The sequence below is a fragment of the Pseudomonas sp. GM17 genome (assembly GCF_000282175.2).
GTDB lineage: Bacteria > Pseudomonadota > Gammaproteobacteria > Pseudomonadales > Pseudomonadaceae > Aquipseudomonas > Aquipseudomonas chlororaphis.
Genome location: NZ_CP124732.1, coordinates 6,434,285 through 6,458,162, shown reverse-complemented (window position 1 = coordinate 6,458,162; position 23,878 = coordinate 6,434,285). Strand labels below are relative to the sequence as shown.

Genomic DNA, 23,878 nt, shown 5'->3' with positions numbered 1-23,878 from the left:
TGTAGCAGTGGCTGATGGAGGCCGATCAAACGTATCGATCCTGTTTACTGCCCCGTCCCGGTACCGGTGGAACTGCTGGTGAAGTTGTTGATTGTGTTGCCGCTGTTCTTCACTTCCTGATCATTCAGGTCGTAGTTGAAGCCCAGGCCGATCCCCTTGTTGATCGGGAACAGCTTGGTGAAGTACATGTCCACCGCTTCCACCGTGCTGCCGATGGTCGATTGCGGCACGTAGATCAGGTCGCCGCGCTGCAGGGCGACCAGCGGATGATCGGGGTTGCTGAGCATGCTGCCGAGGTCGACGAAGTACATCTTGTACTTGCCGTCGGGGCCGGTCCTGAGCAGGGCGATGTTGGAGCTGTCGGCCGAGGGCAGCACGCCACCGGAGCTGAGCAGGGCCTGCTCCACCGACACGGTTCCGGCCAGGTTGAAGAACGACGGGTTGGCCACCGCGCCGCCGATGAACACCCGGTTGCTCGGGGCAATGGCGATGTTCACGGTCACTTCGGGCTCGCGGTAGACACGGGTGTAGCGTTTGGTGATTTCCTTGCCCAGGTCTTCCGGGGTCAGCAGCGCGGCCTTGATCCGGCCGATGTTGGGCATCGAGATGAAACCGTCCGGTCGCACCACGAACATCGTCATGTCGTCGGAGCTGGCCGGCTCCTGGGCATCGCGCACGATGCGCAGGGTGTCGCCGCTCTGGATCAGCACCTGGGCGGGCGGCAGGTCGGCCAGGGTCAGTGCCGCCGCGTGGCGGGCCTTGAGGGTGTCGCTGTCGGGGAGCGCGACATGGGCGGGGGTCGAGCAGCCGCCCAGCCACAGGGTGGCGGTCAGGATGCTCAACAGACAAAGCCGGGAAGGTCGGTTAATAGTCATCATGACAGCTCAGGTCCAGTAGTTTGAGAACATGCTCAAGCGACGCTTGAGCGGTGTCGGCAGATGCTGTTCGGCGTGGCCGAGGCGATAGCCCAACAGTTTCAGCGCGCTGCGCAGCAGCACTTCCGGTACGCGTTGCAACTGGCCGGCGTCACGCAAGGCGCGCAACTCGGCCTGGACGTAACGCTTGCCTTCTCCGCCCGCGGTGCCGAAGGCTTCGCGGATCCAGGGCTCGCGGCCATAAAACACGCCGATATCGAAATAGCGGCGGAACTCCTGCATCAGACTGTAGCTGTGCGAATGCTGCACGCACGCACTGGCGGCGTAGCGCACCAGATAACCGTTGAGCAGCATGCGCGCGGCGACGTGGGCGTCCTCGCTGCCGATGACGTCCTCGGGAAAGCCACCCACCGCTTGCAGGGCACTGCGCCGGTAGACGGAAAACGAGTCCGAACTGAAGCAGGTCTTGATCCCCAGCTCCCCGGCGTCGGCCAGGCTTTTGCTGCGGCTCTGCGGGCTGTAGTTGAAGTGGCGTGACTGCGCCTCGAGAATCCCGGCCCCGGGATGTGGCAGTTGACGACCATAGGCGAGGCCGATCCGCGGGTCTTCTTCCAGCTCCTGGATCAGGTTGGCGAAGGTCTGGGGCGTGGCCGGAATCGCATCCTGGGTCAGCAGAATCAGCGCGTCGGCATCCACCTGCTCGCTCGCCCAGCGGCGGGTGCCGCCATGGTTGAATTGCTGGGCGGCGATGACCTCCACCCGGGCGCCGAACTGCCGGAAGCGGTCGACGGTGTCGTCCGTCGAGCTGCTGTCGACCACCAGCACCGTGTCCGGTTGCAGCGTCTGCGCGGCCAGCGCCGGGAGCAACCGCTCGAGATGCGGTGCGGCGTTGCGGGCGGGAATGATCAGCGCCACCTTCATCATGGTTTTACCTGCGCCGGGGCACGGCCGTAGACGTCTTCGAAACGCACGATGTCGTCTTCGCCCAGGTACTCGCCGCTTTGCACTTCGATCATCACCAGGTCGATGATCCCGGGGTTGCTCAGGCGGTGTTTATGGCCGGCGGGGATATAGGTGGATTCGTTGCTGTTGAGCAGGACCTCCAGGTCGCCATTGGTGATCAGGGCGGCGCCGCTGACCACTATCCAGTGCTCGCTGCGGTGATGATGCATCTGCAGCGACAGCGATTCCTTGGGCTTGACCATGATGCGCTTGATCTTGAAGCGGCTGCTTTCCTCCAGCACGGTGTAGGTCCCCCAAGGGCGGGTGACCGTGCGGTGCAGGCTGTAGGCACTGTGGCCGAGGCGCTTGAGTTCGGTGACGATATGGCGCACGTCCTGGGTCCGCGAGGCATCGGCCACCAGCAGCGCGTCCGGGGTGTCGACGATGATCAGGTCACTGACGCCGACGGCCCCGAGAACCCGCTTGGGCGAGTCGATATAGCAATTGCGCACGTCATGCAGGATGGCTTCGCCGTTGACCTGGTTGCCGGCGGCGTCGCTCGGGGTCAGCTGGCGCAGCGCATCCCAGGAACCGATGTCGCTCCAGCCGAGGTCGCAGGGCACCACGGCGACCCGCTTGGAGCGTTCCATCAGGGCCACGTCGATCGAAACGTCCGGGGCGCGGGCCAGGCTGTCGGCGTCAAGTTCACGCTGGCGGCAGTGCTTGTTGTCCAGGGTCATGCCTTGCTCCAGGCAGGCCTGGGCGGCGCTCAGCACCTCGGGAGCATGCAGAGTCAGCTCTTGCAGCAGAGTATCGGCGCGGAAGCAGAACATCCCGGCGTTCCACAAGTAGTTGCCGCTGTCGACGTAGGCCTGGGCAGTGGCCAGGTTGGGTTTCTCGACGAAGCGCGCGACCTGGAAACCTTCCTTCAGCGCCGGGCCCTGTTCGATGTAGCCAAAACCGGTCTCGGGTTTGTCGGGCTGAATGCCGAAGGTCGCCAGATAACCTGCTTCGGCAAGGCTGCGCGCCTTGCCCACGGCTGCGGCGAAGGCATCCTGGTCGAGGATCAGGTGGTCGGCCGGAAGGATCAGCAACTGCGCCTCGTCGCCCCAGTACTCGCGCACATGCAGGGCCGCCACGGCAATGGCCACGGCGGTGTTGCGCCCGAACGGCTCGAGCAGCAGGTCGAGGCCCAGCTTGCCCTGATTGACATTGCGGTACTCGTCCAGCGAGCGGAACAGCAGCTCGCGGTTGGTCACCGTGACCACGCAGCTGACGTCCGCCAGGCTGCTGGCGCGGACGAAGGTCTTTTGCAGCAGGCTCTGCCCATCGCGCATGCGTATGAATGGCTTGGGCATGTTCTGCCGAGAGACTGGCCACAGGCGCGAGCCAGAGCCGCCGGAAATAATGCAGGGGATCAATCCAGTGAATGCGCTCATCAGTAGACTTCCTTCGTCGAGAGGACGGCCGGAACCGTCATGAAAACGATGTACAGATCCAGCCAGACCGACCACTTGGAGATGTAATCGAGGTCGTACTCCACTCGTTTCTGGATTTTCTGCAGGGTGTCGGTTTCTCCCCGGTAGCCATTGATCTGCGCCCAGCCGGTGATCCCGGGCTTGACCCGATGGCGCGAGCTGTATTCGCGCACCGCCTGTTCGAACGGCACTCCCGCCGCCTTGGTGGCGGTGGCGTGTGGGCGAGGCCCGACAATCGACATGTTGCCCATCAGCACGTTGAACAGCTGGGGCAGCTCATCGATGCTGGTCTTGCGAATGAAGCGTCCGACCCGGGTGATCCGCGGGTCTTCCCGGGTGGTCTGCCGTTCGGCATTGAGGTCCGCCTGCTCGACATACATCGAGCGGAACTTGAACACACGGATCAGCCGGTCGTTGTAGCCGTAGCGCTTTTGCCGGAACAGCACGGGGCCCTTGGAATCGAGCTTCACCGCCACGGCAGTGGCCAGCAGCACAGGGGACAACAGGACCAGGCCCAGCAGGGCGAGCACGATGTCCTCGCAGCGCTTGATCAGCGGCGCCCAGCCGCGCAATGGCAGCTCGGAAGTGTTGAACATCAGGATGCCGCCGACATCGGTCGTGCGGTTGTGGCCAAAGCGCAGGGTGGTGATGTCGGGCACCAGGGCGACATTCACCGACAACTGCCGCAGCCGTTGCACCAGTTCGCCGATGCGCGCGTGCGCGGCCCAGGGCAGGGCGATCAGGACCTGATTGACCTGCTCGGAACGGATCAGCTCTTCCAGGTTCTGAGTGTTGCCCAGAAAAGGCAGGTCGCAGAAGGCCTTGGGCACGCGGTCGCTGCGATCGTCGATGAAACCGATCAGGCCGGAGCGGATATCGCCATGGCGCTGCATGTGTTCGGCAAGGAACAGCGCGCTCTCGCTGAAACCGAGGATCACCGTGCGTTGCAGGTATTTGCCCCTGGCCATCCACGAATGGAACAGGCGCAGCAGAAACAGACGCTCGATGCCAAACAGCACGAGGCTGGCGATGAACCAGATAGCCAGGTCCCGCAGGCTGAAGACCGGCAGCAGGTGCAGCCCCAGGTACATGACCAGCAGGATGCAGAAGGCGGAGGTCCAGGCCACCAGCATCGTGCGCAGACGCAGGCGATTGCTGAAGAACTCTTCGGAGTAGACCCCCTGGGCCTGGAACAGGATGACGGTGATGACGGCAAAGAACAGCAGCAGGCCGAGTACGGTTGGCCAGATATCCGCACTGGCGGATTCAAGACTCAGGAGCAGCAGGATGCCAGGCAGGGCGGCGGACAGGGCGTGCGTCAGTTTTACCCCCGAAATGAAGAGTTCCATGAATCCGGTTCGGGTCAGGAACCTGCTATCAATCGATTTCGTAAGCATCGAATCCCGTCGTTGCCAGGTAAGAACCCAGCTCTGTTAAGGGTAAAGCCACTACAGAGGCAGGCTGAAAAAACTAAGGCTTACTGCAAAAAGTCTGTTTTTTGGCGGCCCATGATGGCCAGACAATACTATTTTTCTGCTTTGATGGTCAATGAATTGACTAATTCTGGCAGATTAATCCTTTTTTTGCATTATGCATCGGTTTTTTGACGGTTTTGCGCATCCAGGACGAATGGCAGCCTGGGCATGTGTCACGAAGTTGGCTCATTCGTGAGCGAGGGCGTGACGGATAAATGGAGTGTTGTTCAGGGGTCGACTCTTGTCCAACCGGTGGCGACTTATTCCCTTTCGCCCGTGATTACGGGGTTCTTGATGGCTGATGCGGCCCTCGGGTGGGGCGCTCTGGCGGTGTAGACTGGACGCTGCGAACTAACCGAAGGAAGGGGAAGAAGCTGTGAAGTATTGGTCATTGCTGTTGCTGGGTTTGATGCCATTGCTGGCGCACGCGGTGGAGGTCGGCGAGCGTCTGGCGCCCTGGACCTTGCTCGATCAATTCGACCGGGCCTACAGCCTCGACGGGCAGGCACGGACCCTGCTGGTGGCGCGCAGCATGGATGGCGCCAAGCTGGTGAACGCCGCCTTGCAGGATCGTCCCGCGGGTTATCTGGAGGCCCGGCACACGGTATTCGTCGCGGACATCCAGCGCATGCCGGCGGTGATCGCCAGGATGTTCGCGGTGCCGGCGATGCGTGATTATGGCTACCGGGTCATGCTCGACCGTGACGGGCGGGTGGCGCCGCGCTACGCCGGGGCTGTGGATAAAGTCCTGTGGCTGCAGCTCGACGATGGCCGGCTGGTGGCTCAACGGGAATACGGCACGGCCGCCGAACTGCGCGCAGCGCTGGAGCAGGCGCAACCATGATCAGTGCCGCGCTGCTGGCGCCGCTCACTCTCGGCGCCGGCTGGCTGATCTATGTGCCAGTGCTGGTCTGGGCCGCCTGGCGCGCGCCCTGGGTCGAGCTGTTCAGCGACAGTCGGCGTCAGCATCTGCTGTTCGGTACGGTGTTCGCGTTGTTCATGTTGTGGCTGGTGCGCCGGGATTTCGATACCGGGGTGTCCTATCACTTCATCGGCATGACGGCGGTGACCCTGTTGCTGGACTGGCCGCTGGCGATCGTCGGCGGCCTGATTGCCCAGGTGGGGCTGGTCGCGCTGGGTCGCCAGGACCTGGCGGCGGTCGGCATCAACGGCGCCTTGCTGATCCTGCTGCCGGTGCTGGTCACCGAATGCTGCGCGATCCTGGTGGAGCGCGCGCAGCCGCGTAATCCCTTTGTGTATATCTTCTGTTCCGGTTTTTTTGCCGCCGCCCTGTCGGCCTTGTTGTGCCTGCTGGTGGGCCTGGGGCTGCTGTGGTTCGACGGGCGTTTTGCCATGCCGGAATGGCTGGAGGACTTCGTCGGCTACCTGTGGCTGATCCTCTTTCCCGAGGCCTTCATCAACGGCATGGTGGTCAGCGCCCTGGTGGTGTTCTGCCCCGAATGGCTGGAAACCTTCAACCGCACCCGTTACCTGTCGGCACCGTGGAAGGATGACGATCCGCGTTCTTGATCCATATCAAACACGTTCGGCAGGCGCGGTCCCATGCTCGGCAAAAACCGTTCGGGAGCAGGGTCATGAGTGTGTATGAATGGGCGCGGCAGGAAGTACGCAAGAGTCTGGATACTGCGCAGCAAGAGGGGTTCGAACCGGGCTTGAGCCTGCGCGCCCTGCTCAGCGCGGTGGTGCAGGAGAGTCGGCGGGTGCGCAGCGGCGAGGATCTGGCCGACGAGTTGCAGTTTCTCGCGGAGAACCTCGACGATACGCAGGATTACGCTTTCATGCGGCCTTAAAGCTTTAGTGGGCGCGAGGCGGCAGATCGTCGGAAAACAGATCGTCCTCGGCATCCGGGCTGACCGGAATCTTGTGTTCTTCGGCAGCCCAGGCGCCGAGGTCGATCAGTTTGCAGCGGTCCGAGCAGAATGGACGGTTGAGGTTGCTCGCGGTCCATTCCACGGGCGCACCGCAGGTTGGACATTCCACGGTCAGGGGTTGGCTCATGACTGGCCTCCACGCAAGGTAAGGTAAAAGTGATGCAGGCGTTCGACCTCGCTGTGCAGCCAGACGAGGTCGCGGTCGTTGACCAGCACATCGTCGGCATGGCTCAGGCGATCTTCTCGGGTCGCCTGAGCCTTGAGAATCGCCTGGATCTGCTGTTCGCTGATCCGGTCGCGTTGCAGGGTCCGCTCGATCTGCAGTTGCTGCGGCACATCGATCACCAGGATCCGCTGGGTCATCGCGTATTGCCCGGATTCGATCAACAGCGGTGACACCAGAATCGCGTAGGGCGATTCGGCACGGGCCAGGTGGGCGGCGATTTCATCGGCAATCAATGGATGCAGCAAGGCTTCCAGCCAGAGGCGTTGTTGCGGCACCTCGAAGATCAGCTTGCGCAGTGCGGCGCGGTCCAACTGGCCATCGGCCTGCAGCACGCTGTCGCCGAAATGTTCGGCAATGCGGGCCAGGGCCGGGCGGCCGGGCTCCACCACCCAGCGGGCGGCGTGATCGGCATCCACCACATGGATGCCCAGGTCGATGAAGTGCTGGGCCGCGGCACTTTTGCCACTGCCGATACCGCCGGTAAGGCCGAGGATCCAGGGTTTGAAAACAGGCTTGGTCATCTGAAACCGACAAACTGCAAATAGGAGTCGGTTATTTGACCACCCCAGAGCAAGGCAATCCAGCCGGCAATGGCCAGAAAGGGACCGAAAGGGATAGGCGTGGACATTTGCGCGCGGTTGCGGCGCAGCATGGCGATCCCGGCCAGGGCTCCGGTCAGTGAGGCCAGCAGCAGGGTCATCGGCAGAATCTGCCAGCCGCCCCAGGCGCCGAACATGGCCAACAGCTTGAAATCGCCGTGCCCCATGCCTTCCTTGCCGGTCAGCAGCTTGAACAACCAGTACACCGACCACAGGCACAGGTAGCCGGCCACGGCGCCCCACAGCGCATCGTGGAGGCTGACGAACAGGTCGAAGCCATTGACGATCAGGCCCAGCCACAACAGGGGCAGCACCAGCACGTCGGGCAACAGTTGATGATCGGCATCGATCAGGCTCATCGCCAACAGGCCCCAGCTCAGGAACAGCATCAAGCCGGACTGCCAGCCAAAGCCGAAATGCCAGGCCACGAACGCCGAGGCCAGGCCGCAGGTCAGCTCCACCAGCGGGTAGCGCCGGCCGATCGGGGCCTTGCACGCGGAGCAGCGTCCGCGCAGCAGCAGGTAGCTGAACAGAGGGATGTTTTCCCAGGGGCGGATCGGGTGCGCGCAGTGCGGGCACTGGGAGTGCGGGAGCAACAGGTTGTAGGTCGGCCCGGCAGGCTCGTCGGGCAGCCCGAGGATGTCACGGGCCTGGGCGTGCCAGTCGCGTTCGAGCATCTTTGGCAGACGCCAGATCAGCACATTGAGAAAGCTGCCGACAATCAGGCCCAGGATCAGCACCGATGCTACGAAGACCAGCGGGTAGCTGGCCAGGACCTCAGTCAATGACATGTTCAGATCGCTGTGCCGAGTTGGAAGATGGGTAAGTACATGGCGACCACCAGGCCGCCGACGAGGGTGCCCAAAACTACCATGATCACGGGTTCCATGAGACTGCTCAGGGTGTCGACCAGGGTATCGACCTCTTCCTCATAATGGATCGCGACCTTTTCCAGCATGCCGTCCAGGGCCCCGGACTCTTCGCCGATGGCGGTCATCTGGATGGCCATGCCGGGAAAGATGCCGGATGCGCGCATGGAAAAATGCAACTGCATGCCGGTCGCCACGTCCTGCCTGATGCGGTTCACCGCTTGCTTGAACACCTGGTTGCCGGTGGCCCCGGCCACCGAGCCCAGGGCTTCCATCAGCGGCACTCCGGCGGCGAAAGTGGTGGACAAGGTGCGGGCGTAGCGGGCCACCGCGGACTTGTACATCAGTGGCGCTACCAACGGCAGTTTCAGCAGGCCCACGTCCAGCCAGTGGCGAAAGCGTGGTGAGCGCCGGCGGGCATGGCGCAGGCCGAACACACTGAGCAACAGTGCGCCCGCCAGCAGCCACCACCAGTGCTGCACGAATTCCGAGAGGGCGATGACCAGTTGCGTGAACATGGGCAATTGCGCGCCGAAGCCCTGGAACATCGACTGGAATTGCGGCACCACCTTGACCAGCAGGATCCCCGTGACCACCAGCGCCACGCAGATCACCGCCAGGGGATAAGTCATGGCCTTGCGGATCCGCGTCTTGAGGTTTTCGCTTTTTTCCTTGTAGGTCGCCACCCGCTCCAGCAGGGTTTCCAGGGCCCCGGCCTGTTCGCCGGCATCCACCAGGCTGCAGTACAGCTCGTCGAAGTACCGCGGCCTCTTGCGCAGCGCGGTGGTGAAGCTGCTGCCGGCGGCGATGTCCTGTTTCAGCTCGCCCATCAGTTTGCGCATGTTCGGGTTGTCGAAGCCCTCGGCAATGATGTCGAACGATTGCAGCAGTGGCACGCCGGCCTTGATCAGGGTCGCCAGTTGCCGGGTGAACAGGCTGATGTCGCAGGCCTTGATCGGGGGCGTGCGCTGCAACAGCGAGCTGGACTTCTTCCTGACCCTGGCCGGGTTGATGCCTTGCTTGCGCAACTGGGCCCTGATCAGCGAGGGGGTATGGCCGCTCAATTCGCCGCGCAGTTTGCTGCCTTGCCTGTCGGTGCCTTCCCACAGGTAAACACTGACTTTTGCTGCTTTGACCGCCATGGTGTCGAGTCCCGGGTTGTGATGGATGTCCTCAGGGCCGGCAGTGCCCTGTGCGTTAGCGAGTGGACCGCTGCGCGGGGCGCGGCGTCCGGCTCATAGAGTTTGAATGGCCCGATACGTTCCTTGGATGGGGCGGGCAGTGAATGCAATCGATGATCGAATGACAGCGTAGCCCGTCACGACGACCGGCCCAGGGCACTTGGCTGACAAAAAGTGTCAGATAGTGCGACTTCTGGCGCTCACTGCCGCAGCTCCGCGCCGCTAAAGCCCCGTTCAGCCGGGGCGCAGGCGCTGGCACAGGCTGTGCTATGGCTGTGTGGTGAGTGCCCAGACCCCTGGATATCCCCTGCTTGGAGCAGATAGATGAAGTATCAGAAAGGTTTTACCTTGATCGAGCTGTTGGTCGTCGTGGCGATCATCGGCATCCTGGCCACCTTTGCCATGCCGCTGTATTCCAAATACCAGGCGCGGGCCAAGGTCACCGCGGCGTTGGCCGAAGCCTCGGCGCTGAAGGTCAACTTCGAGGACGTGCTGAACCAGGGCAGCGATCCGACCCTGGAGCTGGTGGGGGGCAAGGCGGCGACGTCGAACTGCACCATGACCGCTGCGGGTTCTGCCTCGACCGGAGCGGGAACAATCGGCTGCACCATCCTCAATGCACCGGCACCGGTGCTGAACAAGACCGTCACCCTGACCCGCACCACGGCCGATGGCTGGGTCTGCACCACCACTGTCCCCGCGGACTACTCCCCCAAAGGCTGCACCGCCAGCGGCAGCTGAGCCCGGTTCTCGCTTGCTCGACGAGTGAAACGCCACGCGCCAGTGCGCCTTTGGGGAAAGTATCGAGAATTCAGGAAGTTAGCTCGCCTGGGAAGTGCAACTTGCATGCAGATTATTCGCCGGTCATGCATTTTGCATGACCGCGAGTGTTTGGATGGTTTTGTAATTCATTGATATTTAAGAGTTTTATTGTTTTTCTGAACTTGGCATAACGCCTGCAATCTACTTAAGTAACCCTGCTGCCAGGACTTGGAGCAGGTTTTCCAGAAGAACAGGAGTTACTCGTATGAAGAAGTTCGCTATCGCTGCTGCAACTGCTACCGCTCTGACCCTGACCATGGCTAACGTCGCATTTGCCCAGACCACTCAAGCTACTCAGGCGCCAATGGTGCTCGCGGCGGGTGAAGTGACCGAGGCCAAGGAAGCCACTTCCGACACCTGGATCACCACCAAAGTCAAAGCGGATCTCGTAACTGAAAAAGGCATTCCTGGTACCGACATCAAGGTCGAAACCAACAAGGGTGTGGTTTCCCTATCCTCCACCACTGCTCTGACCGCGGCGCAGAAAGAAACCGCAGTCAACATCACCAAGAACATCAAAGGCGTGAAGGCAGTATCGGCTGACGGTTTGAAAACCGACTAAGCCTCAAGCTTCTTTCCTGGACAGGGAGAAGATGCGGTAGAGGATTCATCTACCGCTTCCTTGAAGGTTCATGCGAATGGCCACAGGGAAGTGGCTCCTTTTGTAAACAGAACAGGCCCCGGCACAGTGTGTCGGGGCCTGTTCTGTTTATGGCGGGGGAAAAACGCCGGGCCGACCCGTTTCCGGGGCGGCGGGGAGGGGGGCTATTCGGCGTCCAGGTGCATGGGGGTAATGACCCGACCATCGCTTTCGGCCTGGCCAAGGTTGGCATCGATGAAGTAGACCCGGTCGTCCGCCAGTTGGCCCTTGTCCACCAGGAAGTCCTTGATGCTGCTGGCCCGCTCCTGGCCCAACTGGCGCAACAGCACATCGCTGCCACTCCAGAACTTGATCACGCCTTCACGCATTTTCGCGGTGCGCTCTTCCTTGCCCAGGTCCTTCCAATCGGCCGGTGGCTGGGTCTTGAGGCGTGTGCGATAGATGCCTTCCAGCAGCGGGGCTTTCTCTTTCTCCGGTACTTCCAGCAGCGACGCCTGGGCCGGCACCTTGTCGCCGCGACGCTGGAGCATCTTGTAGTAGTTGTACTGGTATTCCCGCTCCAGGCGTTGCTCGGCGATCAGCGGGCCATCGCTGCTCTGCGCGGCGGTGCCTTCGATCTCCAGGCGCAGGGCCGGACGTTCCTTGAGCGCATTGGACAGCTTGACCAGCGTTGCTTCCGATTCCGGGCTCAAGTCACTCGAGCCCGGGGCGAACGAGACACTGCCCAAGTCTTGCGAACCGCCACCCGCGACCAGCCCGCCAATCAGTTTGAACGGTGCCGCGGCAGCCTTGACGATCAGGTTGCGCAGGGTCTGCCAGACAATCGGCATGACGCTGAACTGTGGGTTGTTCAGATCGCCGGTCACCGGCAGTTCGATGGAGATCTTGCCGTCGACATCCTTGAGCAAGGCGACCGCCAGTTTCAGTGGCAGGCTCACGGCATCCGGGCTGTCGACTTTTTCCCCCAGCTCCAGTTGTTCGACCACCACTTTGTTTTCGGCCTTGAGCTGGCCGTTGGTGATGACGTAGTGCAGGTCGAGGTTGAGCCGGCCCTTGCGGATGCGGTAGCCGGCGAACTTGCCGGAGTAGGGGGTCAGGTTGGTCAGTTCGACGCGTTTGAAGCTGGTGGCGATGTCCAGGGCGGCCATTGGATCGAAGGGGTTCACGCTGCCCTTGATGGTGACCGGCGCATAACGGTCGACCTTGCCCTTGATATCGACGCTGGCCGGTTTTGCCTGGCGGCTGTCGATGGTGCCGATCTGGCCATTGAGTTGCTGGACGGCCGTGGCGAAGTTGGGGGTCAGGCTGAAGTCGGCGAAGTTGGCCGAACCGTCGTTGATGGCGATCTGGCCGATATGGATGCCGAGGGGTTTTTCCTTGGCGGCCGGCTTGGCTGCGCCTTTCGGCGCGCTGTCGGCCGGTTGCGGGATCAGCAGGTCATCGATGTTGGTGGTGCGGTCATCGTTGATCATGAAGCGCGCATAGGGCTGCATCAGGTTGACCTTGTTGATCGTCAGGCTGTCGCCATGCTGATAGTTCAGACCTTCGAGCACCAGTTGCTGCCATTTCACGAAATCGCGGGTTTTCAGGGTGTCCAGGGTGTGCAACTGGTCGACCTGGGCGCGGCCAGTCACGCTGAATGTCAGGGGATCGATGTTTTTCAGGTCCACCGCCAGGTCGCTGCCGAGCATGCCGCTGCGCAGCTCCAGGCGAATGAACGGGCTGATGTAGGACTGGGCGACCCGCAGGTCGATGTCCTTGGTCTGCACCGCCAGCTTGGCGGTCACCGGTTGCAGGTTGACCACGCCGTTGGCGAGGATCTTGCCCTGTTTGCCCACTCCGGTGTCGAGCTTGAGGTTGAAAGGCGACTGGTTGAGGCTGTCGAAGTTCTGCACGTCGACGTTCAGCGGGCCGACTTCCAAAGCTACGGCCGGCTTGGCCTGACGGTCCGCCAGGTGCACCTGGTAATTGCGCAGTTGCACGTCCTTGAGCAGCACCTGCCAGGGTTTGCTTGGCGCTGGAGCGGGAGCCGGCGGAGTATCGGCGGCGGCCGGAGCGGGCTTGGCGGCCGGTTTGGCCGGCTGGCTGGCGAACAGCTTCTGCCAGTCCAGTTGACCATCGGCCTCCAGGGCGGCCCAGGTTTCCAGTTTCTGACTGCGGATCTTGCCGACCACCACTTGCTGCTTGGCCAGGTCGACCGTGGTTTCACTGACGTCCAGGCGCTCCAGGCGGGCCAGCGGCCGACCGTCGGGGGCCTTGATGGCGAAGGGGGCGACGCTGACCGAGGCATCGCTGAGCAACAGCTCGGTTTCCTTGGCCAGGTTCAGCTTGTAGTGGGTATCCAGGTTCAGCACGCCGTCTTCGAGAACCAGTGGTACCGCGTCGCGGACATAGGGCCACCAGGCTTTCATCTGGCCGTTGGTGACTTTCAGGCGGCCCTCGGAGGCGATCGGCGTCAGGCTGAAGTTACCGCTCCAGTCGAGCTGGCCACCCGCGGGGCCCATGGCGACCAGGGTCATGTCGGTGCTGTCGTCGGGCAGGGTGCTGAGGTTCTTCAGTTCAAGGTCGAGTTTGTCGTAGAGAAACTTGATGGGTTCGCTGGGGCGCTGGTCCTCGAAATGCACATAACCGTCGGCCAGCTTGATGCGTTCGATCCGCAGCGGGAATGGCTTGGCCTCGGGGTCGTCCGGAATCGGTTCGCTGGCGGGCAGGTTGAACAGGCCCAGCAGGTTGAGCTTGCCATCCTTGGCGAACAGGATCTCGCTCTTGGGTTTGTCCAGTTCGATATCGGCCAGGTGCAGCGCGCGGGTCCAGAGGCTGTCCAGTTGCAGGTTGGCGTAGAGACGTTCGAAGGCCACCTGCTCCTTGCCCGGCTCACCGATATTCAGGCCCCAGAGCGTCAGTTCGAGACTGAACGGGTTGAGTTCGATGCGCTGGATCTTTGCCGGTACCGTCGCGTAGTTGGCCAACTGTTGATTGGCCACTCGCAAGGCGATGCCCGGCAAAATCAGAAAGCCCAACAGGCTGTACAGGGCGAGAGCGGTCAACAAGGCGCCGATAGCGCGGATCAATCCTTTGGACATGCGAGGCTTCATCTATCTGAATCGGAAGTGCGTTGGAGTATGGCATGCGTTTCCGGTTCCGAAACAATCCCGTGACGGTCGCAAACAGGATTGTTCAGATTCCTCGCAGCAGGTCACAGATGCAGGATCAGGGTCTTGAGCGGCGGTTGCTGGTCCATGGACGGGAAGTCGCGAGCGGGTGTCAACACCTGCCATTCGCGTACCGGGCGACCGGCTTTTTCGGCACAGCGCAGCACCTGTTCGCGCCAGTCGTCCAGCGTGACTTTCGCCAGGTTGTTGCAGCAGATCAGCACGCCATTGTCGGCGGTGGCCAGCAGGGCAGGCTTGAGCAGACTCTGATAGTCGCGCAGCAGGTCGACGGTGCCGAATGCACTCTTGGCCCAGGCCGGCGGGTCGAGCAGCACCAGGTCGTACTGGCGTTGTTCCAGGCGTGGGTAGCTGGGCAGCTTTTGTCCACGGCGCTGGCTGATGGGCAGGCCGGCCAGTTGCCGGATCGCCGGGAAGTAATCCGATTGCACGAACTGCATGGCTGGCAATTGCGGATTGAGCTGGCCGTTCTCGCGGCCGACCGCCAGGTTGCCCTCGGCGAAGTCCAGGTTGCACACCTCGCGGGCACCACCTGCCGCGGCACTCAGACCGACGCCACAGGTATAGGCGAACAGGTTCAGCACGCTCTTGCCGGCGCTGTGGGCCTTGACCCAGCCACGGGCGTTGCGCAGGTCGAGAAACAGCAGTGGGTCCTGGCCGGCATGGCGACCGCGTACCCGGTAGTTCAAGCCCCATTCGTGGCCGACCAGGTCTTTGAGCGCCTCTTCTTCGGCGCGGTAAACCGAATCCTCGCGGTCGATGCGTGAGTTACCCCGGGAGCGGTCGTTGTAGACCAGCAGGGTGTCCAGGCCCAGTTGCTGCTGGACGGTCTCGTGCAATTGCAGCAAGGCATCGCGTTCCAGCGTCTGGTGAAAGCTTTGCACCAGCAGCTGCGGGCCGTAACGATCGATGGTCAGGCCCCCGGCGCCTTCCTGGCTGCCATGGAACAGCCGATAGCAGTCGGTGCCTTGCTGATGCAGCTCGACGAGCAGGTCCTGGCGATGATCGAGGGCGGCGCGCAGCGCCTGATTCAAGGAAGACATGCGGGCGCCTTGCGGATGATTGGGCGGGGCAGTCTACCAGTTTCGTTTTGTCCTCTGTGTAGGAGCGAGCTTGCTCGCGAAAGATCGGCCGCTCCTACAAGGGGATTGTGATCAGCGTTCGATGGCCAATGCCACGCCCTGGCCGCCACCGATGCACAGGGTGGCCAGGCCTTTCTTGGCATCGCGCTTGAGCATTTCATGCAGCAGGGTCACCAGCACCCGGCAGCCCGAGGCGCCGATCGGGTGGCCGAGGGCGATGGCGCCGCCGTTGACATTGACCTTGCTCGCGTCCCAACCCAGTTCCTTGCCCACCGACAGCGCCTGGGCGGCGAAGGCTTCGTTGGCCTCGATCAGGTCCAACTGCTCCAGGGACCAGCCGGCCTTGTCCAGGCAGCGGCGGGTGGCCGACACCGGGCCGATGCCCATGATCGCCGGGTCGACGCCGGCGTTGGCGTAGGCGGCGATCTTCGCCAGCACCGGCAGGCCCAGGGCCCGGGCCTTGGCGGCGCTCATCAGGATCACCGCGGCGGCGCCGTCGTTCAGCGACGAGGCGTTGCCGGCGGTGACCGTGCCGTCTTTCTTGAAGGCTGGTTTGAGCTTGCCCAGGGATTCGGCGGTGGTGCCGGCGCGCGGTTGTTCGTCGGTGGCGAAGGCCACGGGCTCGCCCTTGCGCTGGGGAATCAGGATCGGGGTGATCTCATCGACGAAACGTCCGCCCTCGATGGCGGCCACGGCCTTCTGCTGCGAGGCGGCGGCAAAGGCATCCTGGGCTTCGCGGCTGATGGCGTATTTGTCCACCAGGTTCTCGGCGGTGATGCCCATGTGGTAGTCGTTGAAGGCGTCCCACAGGCCGTCGCTGATCATGCTATCGACGATCTGGCTGTGACCCATGCGCAGACCGGTGCGGGCACCGGGCAGCACGTAGTTGGCCAGGCTCATGTTCTCCTGGCCGCCGGCGATGATCACTTCGGCGTCGCCGCAGCGGATCGCCTGGGCGCCCAGGTGCAGGGCCTTGAGGCCGGAGCCGCAGACCTTGTTCAGGGTCAGCGCCGGCACGGCGTGGGGCAGGCCGGCCTTGATCGCGGCCTGGCGCGCGGGGTTCTGCCCGGCGCCGGCGGTGAGCACCTGGCCCATGATCACTTCATCGACCTGGGCGCCGTCCAGGCCGGTCTGGGCCAACAGCTGGCGGATCACCGCGGCCCCCAGATCGACCGCGGGAATGTTCGCCAGCGAACCCTGGAAACTGCCGACCGCGGTGCGGGTGGCGGCAACGATTACGACGTCTTGCATGGCGCGAATCCTCATCGTTATTGGCGGCATCGGTCGGCGGCCATTGGCAGGTGACCGGTGCGCGAGAACTTGGAAAATCATGGTTGCATAGAAGGTCGCGACGTCGCCAATCGCGAACCGGTGGGTCGCGTTCTGTTCGCCCGGTCGGGTATTACAGGCCCATGCGTCGGCGTGCGCGATGTATCGAGCCGTTGCGTACCGCCCAGCGCAGCATCGGCGCACTGCGGTTGACGCTGGCGCGGATCAACTGGCGTTGCAGCAGACCCTGGTTGACGTCGAGCATATCGCTGGCCCAGTCGGGCAACAGGTCGATGCCGGCCTGCATCATCAACAAGCCAAATGGCTTGGCCAGGCGGCTTGGGGCAGGTGCCGCCAAGAGCAAACGCAGCACCTCGCGGCTGCGTTCATCGCAGAGCAACTGGGGGCGCATCCGTGCCAGGTAATCCGCCACGGCCCGGCGCGAGCGCGGTACATCAGTGGCGCCAAGACGCTCGGCGATCAGCGCGACTTCCCCGTAGTAACGGTCCTGGTCGGTAGGCGACAGGTGCGGGTTGCGATAACGCAGGTGCGCCGCCAGAAAGCTGCTGACCTCGGCCACATGTACCCAGGTCAGCAGTTGCGGATCGCTGGCGGCGTATGGCCGACCGTCTGGCGCATGGCCGACGATCTGCAGGTGAATGGTGCGCACCTTGTCGATCAGCCATTCGGCATCCTGGCGCGAGCCGAAGGTGGTGCCGGAAATGAACTGTGCGGTGCGCCGCAGGCGCCCGATCATGTCTTCCCGGAAGTTCGAGTGATCCCAGACCCCGGCCAGGGCCAGCGGGTGCAGGGCTTGCATCAGCAAGGCGCTGATGCCGCCGATCAGCATGCTGCTGAAATCGCCATGCACCTGCCAGCAGATGGCGTCCGGGCCGAACAGGCCCGGGTCGCCCTTGGGGTTGTCCAGGTCGAGCTGGCCCAGCGACAGGCCACCCAGGCTCATCACCTGGGTTTCGATACGACTGCGAATGAATTCCATACCGCTTGGCTGTTCCTTGGTTGAGGCCCGAGGCCCCGCTCAGAGGTTCAGGCGTTTATCGATCAGGCCCTCGACCACGCTCGGGTCGGCCAGGGTCGAGGTATCGCCCAGGCTGTCGAGCTCGTTGCAGGCGATCTTGCGCAGGATACGCCGCATGATCTTGCCCGAGCGGGTTTTCGGCAAGGCCGGCGCCCACTGGATCAGTTCCGGCTTGGCGAAACTGCCGATCTCGCGACTGACCAGGCTCAACAGTTCCTTCTTCAGTTCTTCGCTGGGCTCGACGTCGTTCATCGGGGTGACAAAGGCATAGATGCCCTGGCCCTTGAGGTCGTGGGGATAGCCGACCACCGCGGCCTCGGCGATGCTGTCATGCAGGACCAGGGCGCTCTCGACTTCGGCGGTGCCGATGCGGTGCCCGGACACGTTGATCACGTCGTCGATGCGTCCGGTGATCCAGTAGTCGCCGTCTTCATCGCGCCGCGCACCGTCGCCGGTGAAGTAGTAGCCCGGGTAGGGTTTGAAATAGGTCTCGACCATGCGCTGCGGGTCGCCGTAGACGCTGCGGATCTGTGCCGGCCAACTGGCCTTGATCGCCAGGATGCCGCTGCCGGCGCCGTTGATTTCCTTGCCGTACTCATCCAGCAGCACCGGTTGCACGCCGAACATCGGGCGGGTGGCGCAGCCCGGCTTGATGTAGCTGGTGCTGACCAGCGGGCTGAGCATGATGCCGCCGGTTTCGGTCTGCCACCAGGTGTCGACGATCGGGCAGCGCTGCTCGCCGACGCTATTGAAATACCATTCCCAGGCTTCCGGGTTGATCGGCTCGCCGACAGTGCCCAGCAGGCGCAGGCTGCTGCGCGAGGTGTGTTGCAGCGGCTCGGGGCCTTCGCGCATCAGCGCCCGCAACGCGGTGGGGGCGGTGTAGAAGATGTTCACCCGGTGTTTGTCGATGACCTCCCAGAAGCGCGAGCTGCTCGGATAACTGGGCACGCCCTCGAAGATCAGGGTGGTCGCGCCATTGGCCAGCGGGCCGTAGACGATGTAGCTGTGGCCGGTGACCCAGCCGACGTCGGCGGTGCACCAGAAGACTTCGCCTTCGCGGTAGTCCAGTACGTATTTGAAGGTCATCGCCGCTTGCAGCAAGTAGCCGCCGGTGGTGTGCAGCACGCCTTTGGGTTTACCGGTGCTGCCTGAGGTGTAGAGGATGAACAGCGGGTCTTCGGCGTCCATCGGTTGCGGCGGGCAGTCGTCTTCGACGTCGCGCAGGGCCTGGTGATACCAGAGGTCGCGGCCTTCGATCCAGTTCACCGGGTTCTGGGTGCGCTCGATCACCACCACGGTGCTGACGTTCGGGCAGCTTTGCAGGGCCTTGTCGACGTTGTTTTTCAAGGGTATGAACTTGCCGCCGCGCACCCCTTCGTCAGCGGTGATCACGGTGCGGCAGTCGGCGTCGAGAATGCGGTCGCGCAACGCGTCCGGGGAAAATCCGCCAAAGACCACCGAGTGCACCGCACCGATACGGGTGCAGGCGAGCATGGCGTAGGCCGCCTCGGGGATCATCGGCATGTAGATGCACACCCGGTCGCCTTTTTTCACGCCGCGGCTTTTCAGGACGTTGGCCAGGCGGCAGACGTAGTGATGGAGTTTCTTGTAGGTGATTTGCAGCGACTCGGCAGGGTCGTCGCCTTCCCAGATGATCGCTACCTGATCGCCGCGTTTTTCCAGATGGCGGTCGATGCAGTTGTAGCTGACGTTCAACTGGCCGCCGGCGAACCAGCTGGCGGCGCCGGTTTTCAGGTCATAGCGCTGCACGGTTTGCCAGGGAGCGCTCCAGTCGAGAAAGCGGGTGGCCTGTTCGGCCCAGAAGGTACTGGGGTGCTCGATGGATTCGCGGTACAGCCGCTGGTAGTCGTCCTGACTCAATTGTGCGGCCCGGCGGACGGCATCGGCTTGGGGGAACATGCTGATATCGAACATGACGGTTCCTTATTCTTGTTTTAGCGACAAGTAATAAAGATGCGCCTTGATCGGAAGGGGTTCAAGGGGAGGGAGGCCAATCGCGAGCAAGCTCGCTCCCACAGATGGATACGGATTCTGTAGGAGCAGCCGGTCGACGCTCGATTGCTCGCGAAGGGGTGTTTCAGATAGCTATCAGCCGCGGTGGCGACCGCGGAAGTAGTTGATCAGGCCCTGGGTCGAAGCATCCTCGGCCGGGGTTTCTTCGCTGCCGACCAGGCGGTTGTAGACGCCCTTGCCCAGCTCCTTGCCCAGCTCCACGCCCCATTGGTCGAAGGCGTTGATGCCCCAGATCACGCTCTGCACGAAGACCTTGTGTTCGTACATCGCCACCAACGCGCCCAGGCGGCGCGGGCTGATGCGCTCGACCACCAGGGTGTTGCTCGGGCGGTTGCCGGGGATCACCTTGTGCGGTGCCAGCTTCTGGACTTCGGCCTCGCTCAGGCCTTTTTCACGCAGCTCGGCCTCGGCCTCGGCGCGCGTCTTGCCCAGCATCAACGCTTGGCTTTGCGACAGGCAGTTGGCGTACAGCCACTGGTGATGGTCGGCGACCGGGTTGAAGCTGACGATCGGAACGATGAAGTCGGCCGGAATCAGCTGGGTGCCCTGGTGCAACAACTGGTGGTACGCGTGCTGGCCGTTGCAGCCCACGCCCCCCCAGATCACCGGGCCGGTGTCGGTGGAAACCGGCGTGCCGTCCTGGCGCACGCTCTTGCCGTTGGATTCCATGTCCAGCTGCTGCAAGTGCTTGGTGATGTTGCGCAGGTAGTGGTCGTACGGCAGGATCGCGTGGCTTTGCGCGCCCCAGAAGTTGCCGTACCACACGCCCAGCAGAGCCAGGAGAACCGGCATGTTCTGCTCGAACGGCGCGGTCTGGAAGTGCTGGTCCATGGTGTAGGCACCGGACAGCAGTTCCTTGAAGTTGGACATGCCGATGGCCAGGGCGATCGGCAGGCCGATGGCCGACCATAGCGAGTAACGCCCGCCGACCCAGTCCCACATCGGGAAGATGTTCTCTTCGCGGATGCCGAAGGCCACCGCGGCGGCGTTGTTGCTCGACACTGCGATGAAGTGGCGATACAGCTCGGCCTCGGAGCCGCCCTGAGCCAGGTACCAGGCGCGTGCGGCCTGGGCGTTCTTCAGGGTTTCCAGGGTATTGAAGGATTTCGACGAGACAATGAACAGGGTGGTTTCGGCGCGGATCTTCGAGGACAGCTCGTGGAACTCGCTGCCGTCGATATTGGCCAGGTAATGGCAACGCACGCCTTTCTGGGCGTAGGACAACAGGGCTTCGGACACCAGCTCGGGGCCGAGGAAGGAACCGCCGATGCCGATGTTCACCACGTCGGTGATCGGCTTTTCGGTGTAGCCACGCCACAGGCCGTCATGGATGCGCCCGACCAGCTCGGTGATCTGGTTCAGCACCTTGTGCACTTCCGGCATCACGTTGACGCCGTTGACCGACAGCTTGTCGCCCACCGGGCGGCGCAGGGCGGTGTGCAGGGCCGGACGGCCTTCGGAAGAGTTGACCAGCTCACCGGCGAACAACGCCTTGATCGCGTCCTGCAGGCCGGCTTCGTTGGCCAGGCCCACCAGCAGGTTGCGGGTTTCGGAGGTGATCAGGTTCTTCGAGTAATCTAGAAAAAGCCCACAGCCGCTGAGGCTGAATTGATGAAAGCGCTGCGGGTCGGCATTGAAGGCCTCGCGCATGCTGAAATCCTGCATGGCCTGGCGGTGGTCATTCAACGCTTGCCAGGCGGGCAGAGCGGTAACGTCGTGAGGAGTGCGGTAGTACGCCATCGCTGCGGTTTTCCTTTTACTTGAACTGCCTGTTGGACACTGAAAAGCCCGGAACGTCCTGCTCGAAGAATAACGTTCGGTCAAACCTGCGCTGACACGATTAAGCACGCAGGGCGATAACAGTAACTCTCGCGTGCTGATCTGTCTTGGCTTTGTCTGACTTGCGGCCGGTACTTTTTTACACCGGCGCCTCAGAGCCGCGCACGAACGGGATTTCAGGGGGTGAGAATGACTGGGGTTCAGGCGACCTGAACCGGGATGGCATGGCTGGTGTGGCTCAGCTCGTTGCCTGGCGCCATATAGAGCATGCGTGGCTTGAAGTTGAGCAGTTCGGCTTCGCTGTAGTGAGCGTAAGCGCAGATGATCACCCGGTCGCCGACCTTGGCCTTGTGCGCGGCGGCGCCGTTGACCGAGATCATGCGCGAGCCTTCCTCGCCACGAATGGCGTAGGTGGTGAAGCGTTCGCCATTGTCGACGTTGTAGATCTGGATCTGTTCGTACTCACGGATACCGGACAAGTCCAGCCATTCGCCGTCGATGGCGCAGGAGCCTTCGTAGTCGAGCACAGCGTGGGTGACTTCGGCGCGATGCAGCTTGGCCTTGAGCATGATGGCGTGCATGAGTGGTTCTCTCGGTCGGATCCTCGAACAGGGCCCGCAGCATCGCTGCAGGCCCCGGGCGGCGGCAGTTTGCCCGAAGGTCGGGCTTCGGGCAATCGGCCTTTGGGACCTAGGCGTCGAGGTCCAGATGCAGGTTGTCGATCAGGCGGGTAGCGCCCAGATAGGCCGCCGCCAGGATCACCAGGTCGCGGTCTTGCTCGGTGGCCGGGCGCAGGGTCCGGGCGTGGCGGATTTCCAGGTAATCGGGGCGCAAACCTGCGGCTTCGAGCACTCGTTTTTGCTCGTCCAGCAGCTTTGGATAGTCCCGCTCGCCCTGGTTGATGGCCTCGGCGATTTGAGTCAGGCCACGATAGATCACGGGGGCGATGGCACGTTGTTCTTCGCTCAGGTAGCCGTTGCGCGACGACAGCGCGAGGCCGTCGGCGGCACGTACGGTGGGCTCGCCGATGATCTGTATCGGCATGTTCAGGTCATGCACCAGGGCGCGGATCACCGCCAGTTGCTGGAAGTCCTTCTGGCCAAAGACTGCGAGGTCCGGCTGCACCATGTTGAACAGCTTGCTGACCACCGTGGCCACTCCTTCGAAATGCCCGGGACGGCTGGCGCCGCACAGGCCTTCGGAGAGCTGTGGCACGCTGACCCGGGTCTGGCCGTCCATGCCGTCGGGGTACATCTCTTCGACGGTCGGGGCGAACAGCAGATGGCAACCGGCTTGCAGGAGCTTTTCCTGGTCGGCGGCGAGGGTCCGCGGGTACTTGTCGAGGTCTTCGCCGGCACCGAACTGCAGCGGGTTGACGAAAATGCTCGCCACCACGAAATCCACCCGCTGGGCCGCCTTGGTCACCAGGGCCGCATGACCGCTGTGCAGGTTGCCCATGGTCGGTACGAAGCCGATGCGCTTGCCCTCGCTGCGGGCACGGGCCACGGCGGCACGCAGTTCACGTACGGTTTTGACAGTATTCATGCAGAAAACCCGTGTTCGGCGCCTGGGAAGGTCACGGCCTTGACTTCATTGACGTAGGCGCTCAGGGCGGCCTGGATGCTTTCCTGGCCGGCCATGAAGTTCTTCACGAACTTCGGCGCGCGACCGCTCAGGGACAGGCCCAGCATGTCGTGCAGAACCAGCACCTGACCGTCGGTGCCGCTGCCGGCACCGATGCCGATCACCGGAATCTTCACCGCCTGGGTGATTTCCGCCGCCAGTTCGCTCGGCACGCATTCGAGCAGCAGCATCGCTGCGCCGGCCGCTTCCAGGGCGATGGCGTCGGCACGCATCTGCCGGGCCTGGTTTTCGTTACGGCCCTGGACCTTGTAGCCGCCGAGGATGTTCACCGACTGCGGGGTCAGGCCCATGTGGGCGCAGACCGGGATACCGCGTTCGGCCAGCAGGCGGATGGACTCCGCCAGCCAGAGTGCGCCTTCGACCTTGATCATGTGCGCACCGGCCTGCATCAACTGGGCGCTGTTGTTCAGGGCCTGTTCGGTGGTGGCGTAGGCCATGAACGGCAGGTCGGCGAGGATCAGGGCGCCACTGTTACCGCGTTTGACCGCGGCGACGTGGTAGGCCATCTCGGCGGTAGTGACTGGCAGTGTGCTGTCGTGCCCTTGCAAGACCATGCCGAGGGAGTCGCCCACCAGCAGTACTTCAACGCCAGCCTGGCAACAGGTGTGGGCGAAGGTCGCGTCATAGCAGGTCAACATGGTGATTTTTTCACCTTTCTGCTTGAGGCCTTGCAGGGTGGTCAGGGTGATGTCTGGCATGAAAAGGGGTCCTCATTCAGGCGCTCTGGAAACTGCTGCGAGTAACGCGCGTGATTCTTTATCTATGCAGGCGCACGGTCTGTTGTCGTGCTTATAAGGCCTGGATTGCGCCCTGTAACGCCGTGTTGGCGGCAACGGGACGCCTATAGTCGTGAGGAGAACTCGGGAAGTCAATTGCATGTGTTACCGCCTTGTTACGG

Annotated in this window: 22 protein-coding genes; 5 read left to right on the top strand and 17 right to left on the bottom strand. The window is 62.8% G+C overall.

From position 1 onward, the window contains the following. Positions 1 to 44 precede the first annotated feature (44 nt). Genes PMI20_RS28960 through PMI20_RS28945 form a run of 4 tightly spaced genes read right to left on the bottom strand, consistent with a single transcriptional unit; the run spans position 45 to position 4,692 of the window. Positions 45 to 878, bottom strand: coding sequence for a polysaccharide biosynthesis/export family protein (locus PMI20_RS28960; protein ID WP_007924693.1), 834 nt, complete (start codon positions 876 to 878; stop codon positions 45 to 47). 6 nt (positions 879 to 884) lie between these two features. After that, entirely contained in the window at positions 885 to 1,796 is a 912-nt protein-coding gene (locus tag PMI20_RS28955) for a glycosyltransferase family 2 protein (RefSeq protein ID WP_037034435.1), read from the bottom strand. Further along, a complete protein-coding gene (locus PMI20_RS28950) occupies positions 1,796 to 3,256 on the bottom strand; it encodes a mannose-1-phosphate guanylyltransferase/mannose-6-phosphate isomerase (protein WP_007924690.1) in 1,461 nt (486 codons plus the stop codon). The genes PMI20_RS28955 and PMI20_RS28950 overlap by 1 nt, the downstream gene beginning before the upstream one ends. Beyond that, positions 3,256 to 4,692: an undecaprenyl-phosphate glucose phosphotransferase gene (locus PMI20_RS28945; RefSeq protein WP_037034433.1), complete on the bottom strand. Its 1,437-nt coding sequence runs from the start codon at positions 4,690 to 4,692 to the stop codon at positions 3,256 to 3,258. The genes PMI20_RS28950 and PMI20_RS28945 overlap by 1 nt, the downstream gene beginning before the upstream one ends. Before the next feature lie 454 nt (positions 4,693 to 5,146). Here PMI20_RS28945 and PMI20_RS28940 point away from each other — a divergent pair, with 454 nt between their 5' ends. From PMI20_RS28940 to PMI20_RS28930, 3 genes are all read left to right on the top strand, one after another. Then, complete coding sequence (locus tag PMI20_RS28940; protein WP_007924686.1) at positions 5,147 to 5,614, top strand: hypothetical protein; 468 nt, start codon at positions 5,147 to 5,149, stop codon at positions 5,612 to 5,614. Beyond that, positions 5,611 to 6,300: an energy-coupling factor ABC transporter permease gene (locus tag PMI20_RS28935; protein WP_007924684.1), complete on the top strand. Its 690-nt coding sequence runs from the start codon at positions 5,611 to 5,613 to the stop codon at positions 6,298 to 6,300. The genes PMI20_RS28940 and PMI20_RS28935 overlap by 4 nt, the downstream gene beginning before the upstream one ends. Before the next feature lie 65 nt (positions 6,301 to 6,365). Next, positions 6,366 to 6,581 (top strand): hypothetical protein, encoded by a 216-nt coding sequence (locus PMI20_RS28930; RefSeq protein WP_007924682.1) that lies wholly within the window; start codon positions 6,366 to 6,368, stop codon positions 6,579 to 6,581. A 4-nt stretch (positions 6,582 to 6,585) separates the two neighbouring features. Here the strand turns inward: PMI20_RS28930 and yacG are convergent, their stop codons facing one another. The 4 genes from yacG to PMI20_RS28910 are packed head-to-tail and all read right to left on the bottom strand — an operon-like array spanning position 6,586 to position 9,498. Continuing rightward, complete coding sequence (gene yacG, locus PMI20_RS28925; protein ID WP_007924679.1) at positions 6,586 to 6,789, bottom strand: DNA gyrase inhibitor YacG; 204 nt, start codon at positions 6,787 to 6,789, stop codon at positions 6,586 to 6,588. After that, positions 6,786 to 7,409, bottom strand: a complete 624-nt coding sequence (gene coaE, locus PMI20_RS28920; protein WP_007924677.1) for a dephospho-CoA kinase — start codon at positions 7,407 to 7,409, stop codon at positions 6,786 to 6,788. Before coaE ends, yacG begins: the two co-directional genes overlap by 4 nt. Then, positions 7,406 to 8,278, bottom strand: a complete 873-nt coding sequence (locus PMI20_RS28915; RefSeq protein WP_007924675.1) for a prepilin peptidase — start codon at positions 8,276 to 8,278, stop codon at positions 7,406 to 7,408. The genes coaE and PMI20_RS28915 overlap by 4 nt, the downstream gene beginning before the upstream one ends. Positions 8,279 to 8,280: 2 nt before the next feature. After that, complete coding sequence (locus PMI20_RS28910; RefSeq protein WP_007924674.1) at positions 8,281 to 9,498, bottom strand: type II secretion system F family protein; 1,218 nt, start codon at positions 9,496 to 9,498, stop codon at positions 8,281 to 8,283. Positions 9,499 to 9,861: 363 nt separating this feature from the next. On the opposite strand from PMI20_RS28910, the gene PMI20_RS28905 reads away from it, so the two are divergent. Together PMI20_RS28905 and PMI20_RS28900 are read left to right on the top strand one after the other, a co-directional pair. Further along, on the top strand, positions 9,862 to 10,278 hold the full coding sequence (locus PMI20_RS28905) for a pilin (protein WP_007924673.1): 417 nt from the start codon (positions 9,862 to 9,864) through the stop codon (positions 10,276 to 10,278). 286 nt (positions 10,279 to 10,564) lie between these two features. Then, positions 10,565 to 10,921 (top strand): BON domain-containing protein, encoded by a 357-nt coding sequence (locus PMI20_RS28900; RefSeq protein ID WP_007924672.1) that lies wholly within the window; start codon positions 10,565 to 10,567, stop codon positions 10,919 to 10,921. Between the two features lie 203 nt (positions 10,922 to 11,124). Here PMI20_RS28900 and PMI20_RS28895 read toward each other — a convergent pair whose 3' ends face one another. The 9 genes from PMI20_RS28895 to panB all read right to left on the bottom strand — a co-directional run bounded on the left by PMI20_RS28895 (position 11,125) and on the right by panB (position 23,678). Continuing rightward, positions 11,125 to 14,043 carry a DUF748 domain-containing protein gene (locus tag PMI20_RS28895; protein ID WP_007924671.1) on the bottom strand — a complete coding sequence of 973 codons (2,919 nt, stop codon included), beginning with the start codon at positions 14,041 to 14,043 and terminating at the stop codon, positions 11,125 to 11,127. A 113-nt stretch (positions 14,044 to 14,156) separates the two neighbouring features. Next, complete coding sequence (locus PMI20_RS28890) at positions 14,157 to 15,173, bottom strand: class I SAM-dependent rRNA methyltransferase (protein WP_007924670.1); 1,017 nt, start codon at positions 15,171 to 15,173, stop codon at positions 14,157 to 14,159. 111 nt (positions 15,174 to 15,284) lie between these two features. After that, complete coding sequence (locus PMI20_RS28885) at positions 15,285 to 16,463, bottom strand: acetyl-CoA C-acetyltransferase (RefSeq protein WP_007924669.1); 1,179 nt, start codon at positions 16,461 to 16,463, stop codon at positions 15,285 to 15,287. Positions 16,464 to 16,614: 151 nt separating this feature from the next. Beyond that, the gene (locus tag PMI20_RS28880) at positions 16,615 to 17,481 is read right to left on the bottom strand and encodes an oxygenase MpaB family protein (RefSeq protein ID WP_007924668.1); all 867 of its coding nucleotides are present in this window, start codon (positions 17,479 to 17,481) and stop codon (positions 16,615 to 16,617) included. A 39-nt stretch (positions 17,482 to 17,520) separates the two neighbouring features. Then, entirely contained in the window at positions 17,521 to 19,458 is a 1,938-nt protein-coding gene (gene acs, locus PMI20_RS28875; RefSeq protein WP_007924666.1) for an acetate--CoA ligase, read from the bottom strand. 174 nt (positions 19,459 to 19,632) lie between these two features. Continuing rightward, on the bottom strand, positions 19,633 to 21,297 hold the full coding sequence (gene pgi / locus PMI20_RS28870; protein WP_007924664.1) for a glucose-6-phosphate isomerase: 1,665 nt from the start codon (positions 21,295 to 21,297) through the stop codon (positions 19,633 to 19,635). Positions 21,298 to 21,536: 239 nt separating this feature from the next. Then, on the bottom strand, positions 21,537 to 21,917 hold the full coding sequence (gene panD / locus PMI20_RS28865) for an aspartate 1-decarboxylase (protein WP_007924662.1): 381 nt from the start codon (positions 21,915 to 21,917) through the stop codon (positions 21,537 to 21,539). Between the two features lie 109 nt (positions 21,918 to 22,026). Then, on the bottom strand, positions 22,027 to 22,881 hold the full coding sequence (gene panC, locus PMI20_RS28860; RefSeq protein WP_007924660.1) for a pantoate--beta-alanine ligase: 855 nt from the start codon (positions 22,879 to 22,881) through the stop codon (positions 22,027 to 22,029). Further along, positions 22,878 to 23,678: a 3-methyl-2-oxobutanoate hydroxymethyltransferase gene (gene panB, locus PMI20_RS28855; protein ID WP_007924658.1), complete on the bottom strand. Its 801-nt coding sequence runs from the start codon at positions 23,676 to 23,678 to the stop codon at positions 22,878 to 22,880. The genes panC and panB overlap by 4 nt, the downstream gene beginning before the upstream one ends. Between the last annotated feature and the right edge of the window lie 200 nt (positions 23,679 to 23,878).

Excerpts from the sequence above, each read along its gene's own strand:
- yacG (WP_007924679.1), bottom strand. The coding sequence starts at position 6,789 with ATGAGCCAACCCCTGACCGTGGAATGTCCAACCTGCGGTGCGCCCGTG.
- coaE (WP_007924677.1), bottom strand. The coding sequence starts at position 7,409 with ATGACCAAGCCTGTTTTCAAACCCTGGATCCTCGGCCTTACCGGCGGT.
- panC (WP_007924660.1), bottom strand. The coding sequence starts at position 22,881 with ATGAATACTGTCAAAACCGTACGTGAACTGCGTGCCGCCGTGGCCCGT.
- PMI20_RS28960 (WP_007924693.1), bottom strand. The coding sequence starts at position 878 with ATGATGACTATTAACCGACCTTCCCGGCTTTGTCTGTTGAGCATCCTG.
- panD (WP_007924662.1), bottom strand. The coding sequence starts at position 21,917 with ATGCACGCCATCATGCTCAAGGCCAAGCTGCATCGCGCCGAAGTCACC.
- acs (WP_007924666.1), bottom strand. The coding sequence starts at position 19,458 with ATGTTCGATATCAGCATGTTCCCCCAAGCCGATGCCGTCCGCCGGGCC.
- PMI20_RS28930 (WP_007924682.1), top strand. The coding sequence starts at position 6,366 with ATGAGTGTGTATGAATGGGCGCGGCAGGAAGTACGCAAGAGTCTGGAT.
- PMI20_RS28880 (WP_007924668.1), bottom strand. The coding sequence starts at position 17,481 with ATGGAATTCATTCGCAGTCGTATCGAAACCCAGGTGATGAGCCTGGGT.
- PMI20_RS28935 (WP_007924684.1), top strand. The coding sequence starts at position 5,611 with ATGATCAGTGCCGCGCTGCTGGCGCCGCTCACTCTCGGCGCCGGCTGG.
- PMI20_RS28890 (WP_007924670.1), bottom strand. The coding sequence starts at position 15,173 with ATGTCTTCCTTGAATCAGGCGCTGCGCGCCGCCCTCGATCATCGCCAG.
- PMI20_RS28955 (WP_037034435.1), bottom strand. The coding sequence starts at position 1,796 with ATGAAGGTGGCGCTGATCATTCCCGCCCGCAACGCCGCACCGCATCTC.
- panB (WP_007924658.1), bottom strand. The coding sequence starts at position 23,678 with ATGCCAGACATCACCCTGACCACCCTGCAAGGCCTCAAGCAGAAAGGT.
- PMI20_RS28905 (WP_007924673.1), top strand. The coding sequence starts at position 9,862 with ATGAAGTATCAGAAAGGTTTTACCTTGATCGAGCTGTTGGTCGTCGTG.
- PMI20_RS28915 (WP_007924675.1), bottom strand. The coding sequence starts at position 8,278 with ATGTCATTGACTGAGGTCCTGGCCAGCTACCCGCTGGTCTTCGTAGCA.
- PMI20_RS28885 (WP_007924669.1), bottom strand. The coding sequence starts at position 16,463 with ATGCAAGACGTCGTAATCGTTGCCGCCACCCGCACCGCGGTCGGCAGT.
- pgi (WP_007924664.1), bottom strand. The coding sequence starts at position 21,297 with ATGGCGTACTACCGCACTCCTCACGACGTTACCGCTCTGCCCGCCTGG.
- PMI20_RS28945 (WP_037034433.1), bottom strand. The coding sequence starts at position 4,692 with ATGCTTACGAAATCGATTGATAGCAGGTTCCTGACCCGAACCGGATTC.
- PMI20_RS28910 (WP_007924674.1), bottom strand. The coding sequence starts at position 9,498 with ATGGCGGTCAAAGCAGCAAAAGTCAGTGTTTACCTGTGGGAAGGCACC.
- PMI20_RS28950 (WP_007924690.1), bottom strand. The coding sequence starts at position 3,256 with ATGAGCGCATTCACTGGATTGATCCCCTGCATTATTTCCGGCGGCTCT.
- PMI20_RS28900 (WP_007924672.1), top strand. The coding sequence starts at position 10,565 with ATGAAGAAGTTCGCTATCGCTGCTGCAACTGCTACCGCTCTGACCCTG.
- PMI20_RS28895 (WP_007924671.1), bottom strand. The coding sequence starts at position 14,043 with ATGTCCAAAGGATTGATCCGCGCTATCGGCGCCTTGTTGACCGCTCTC.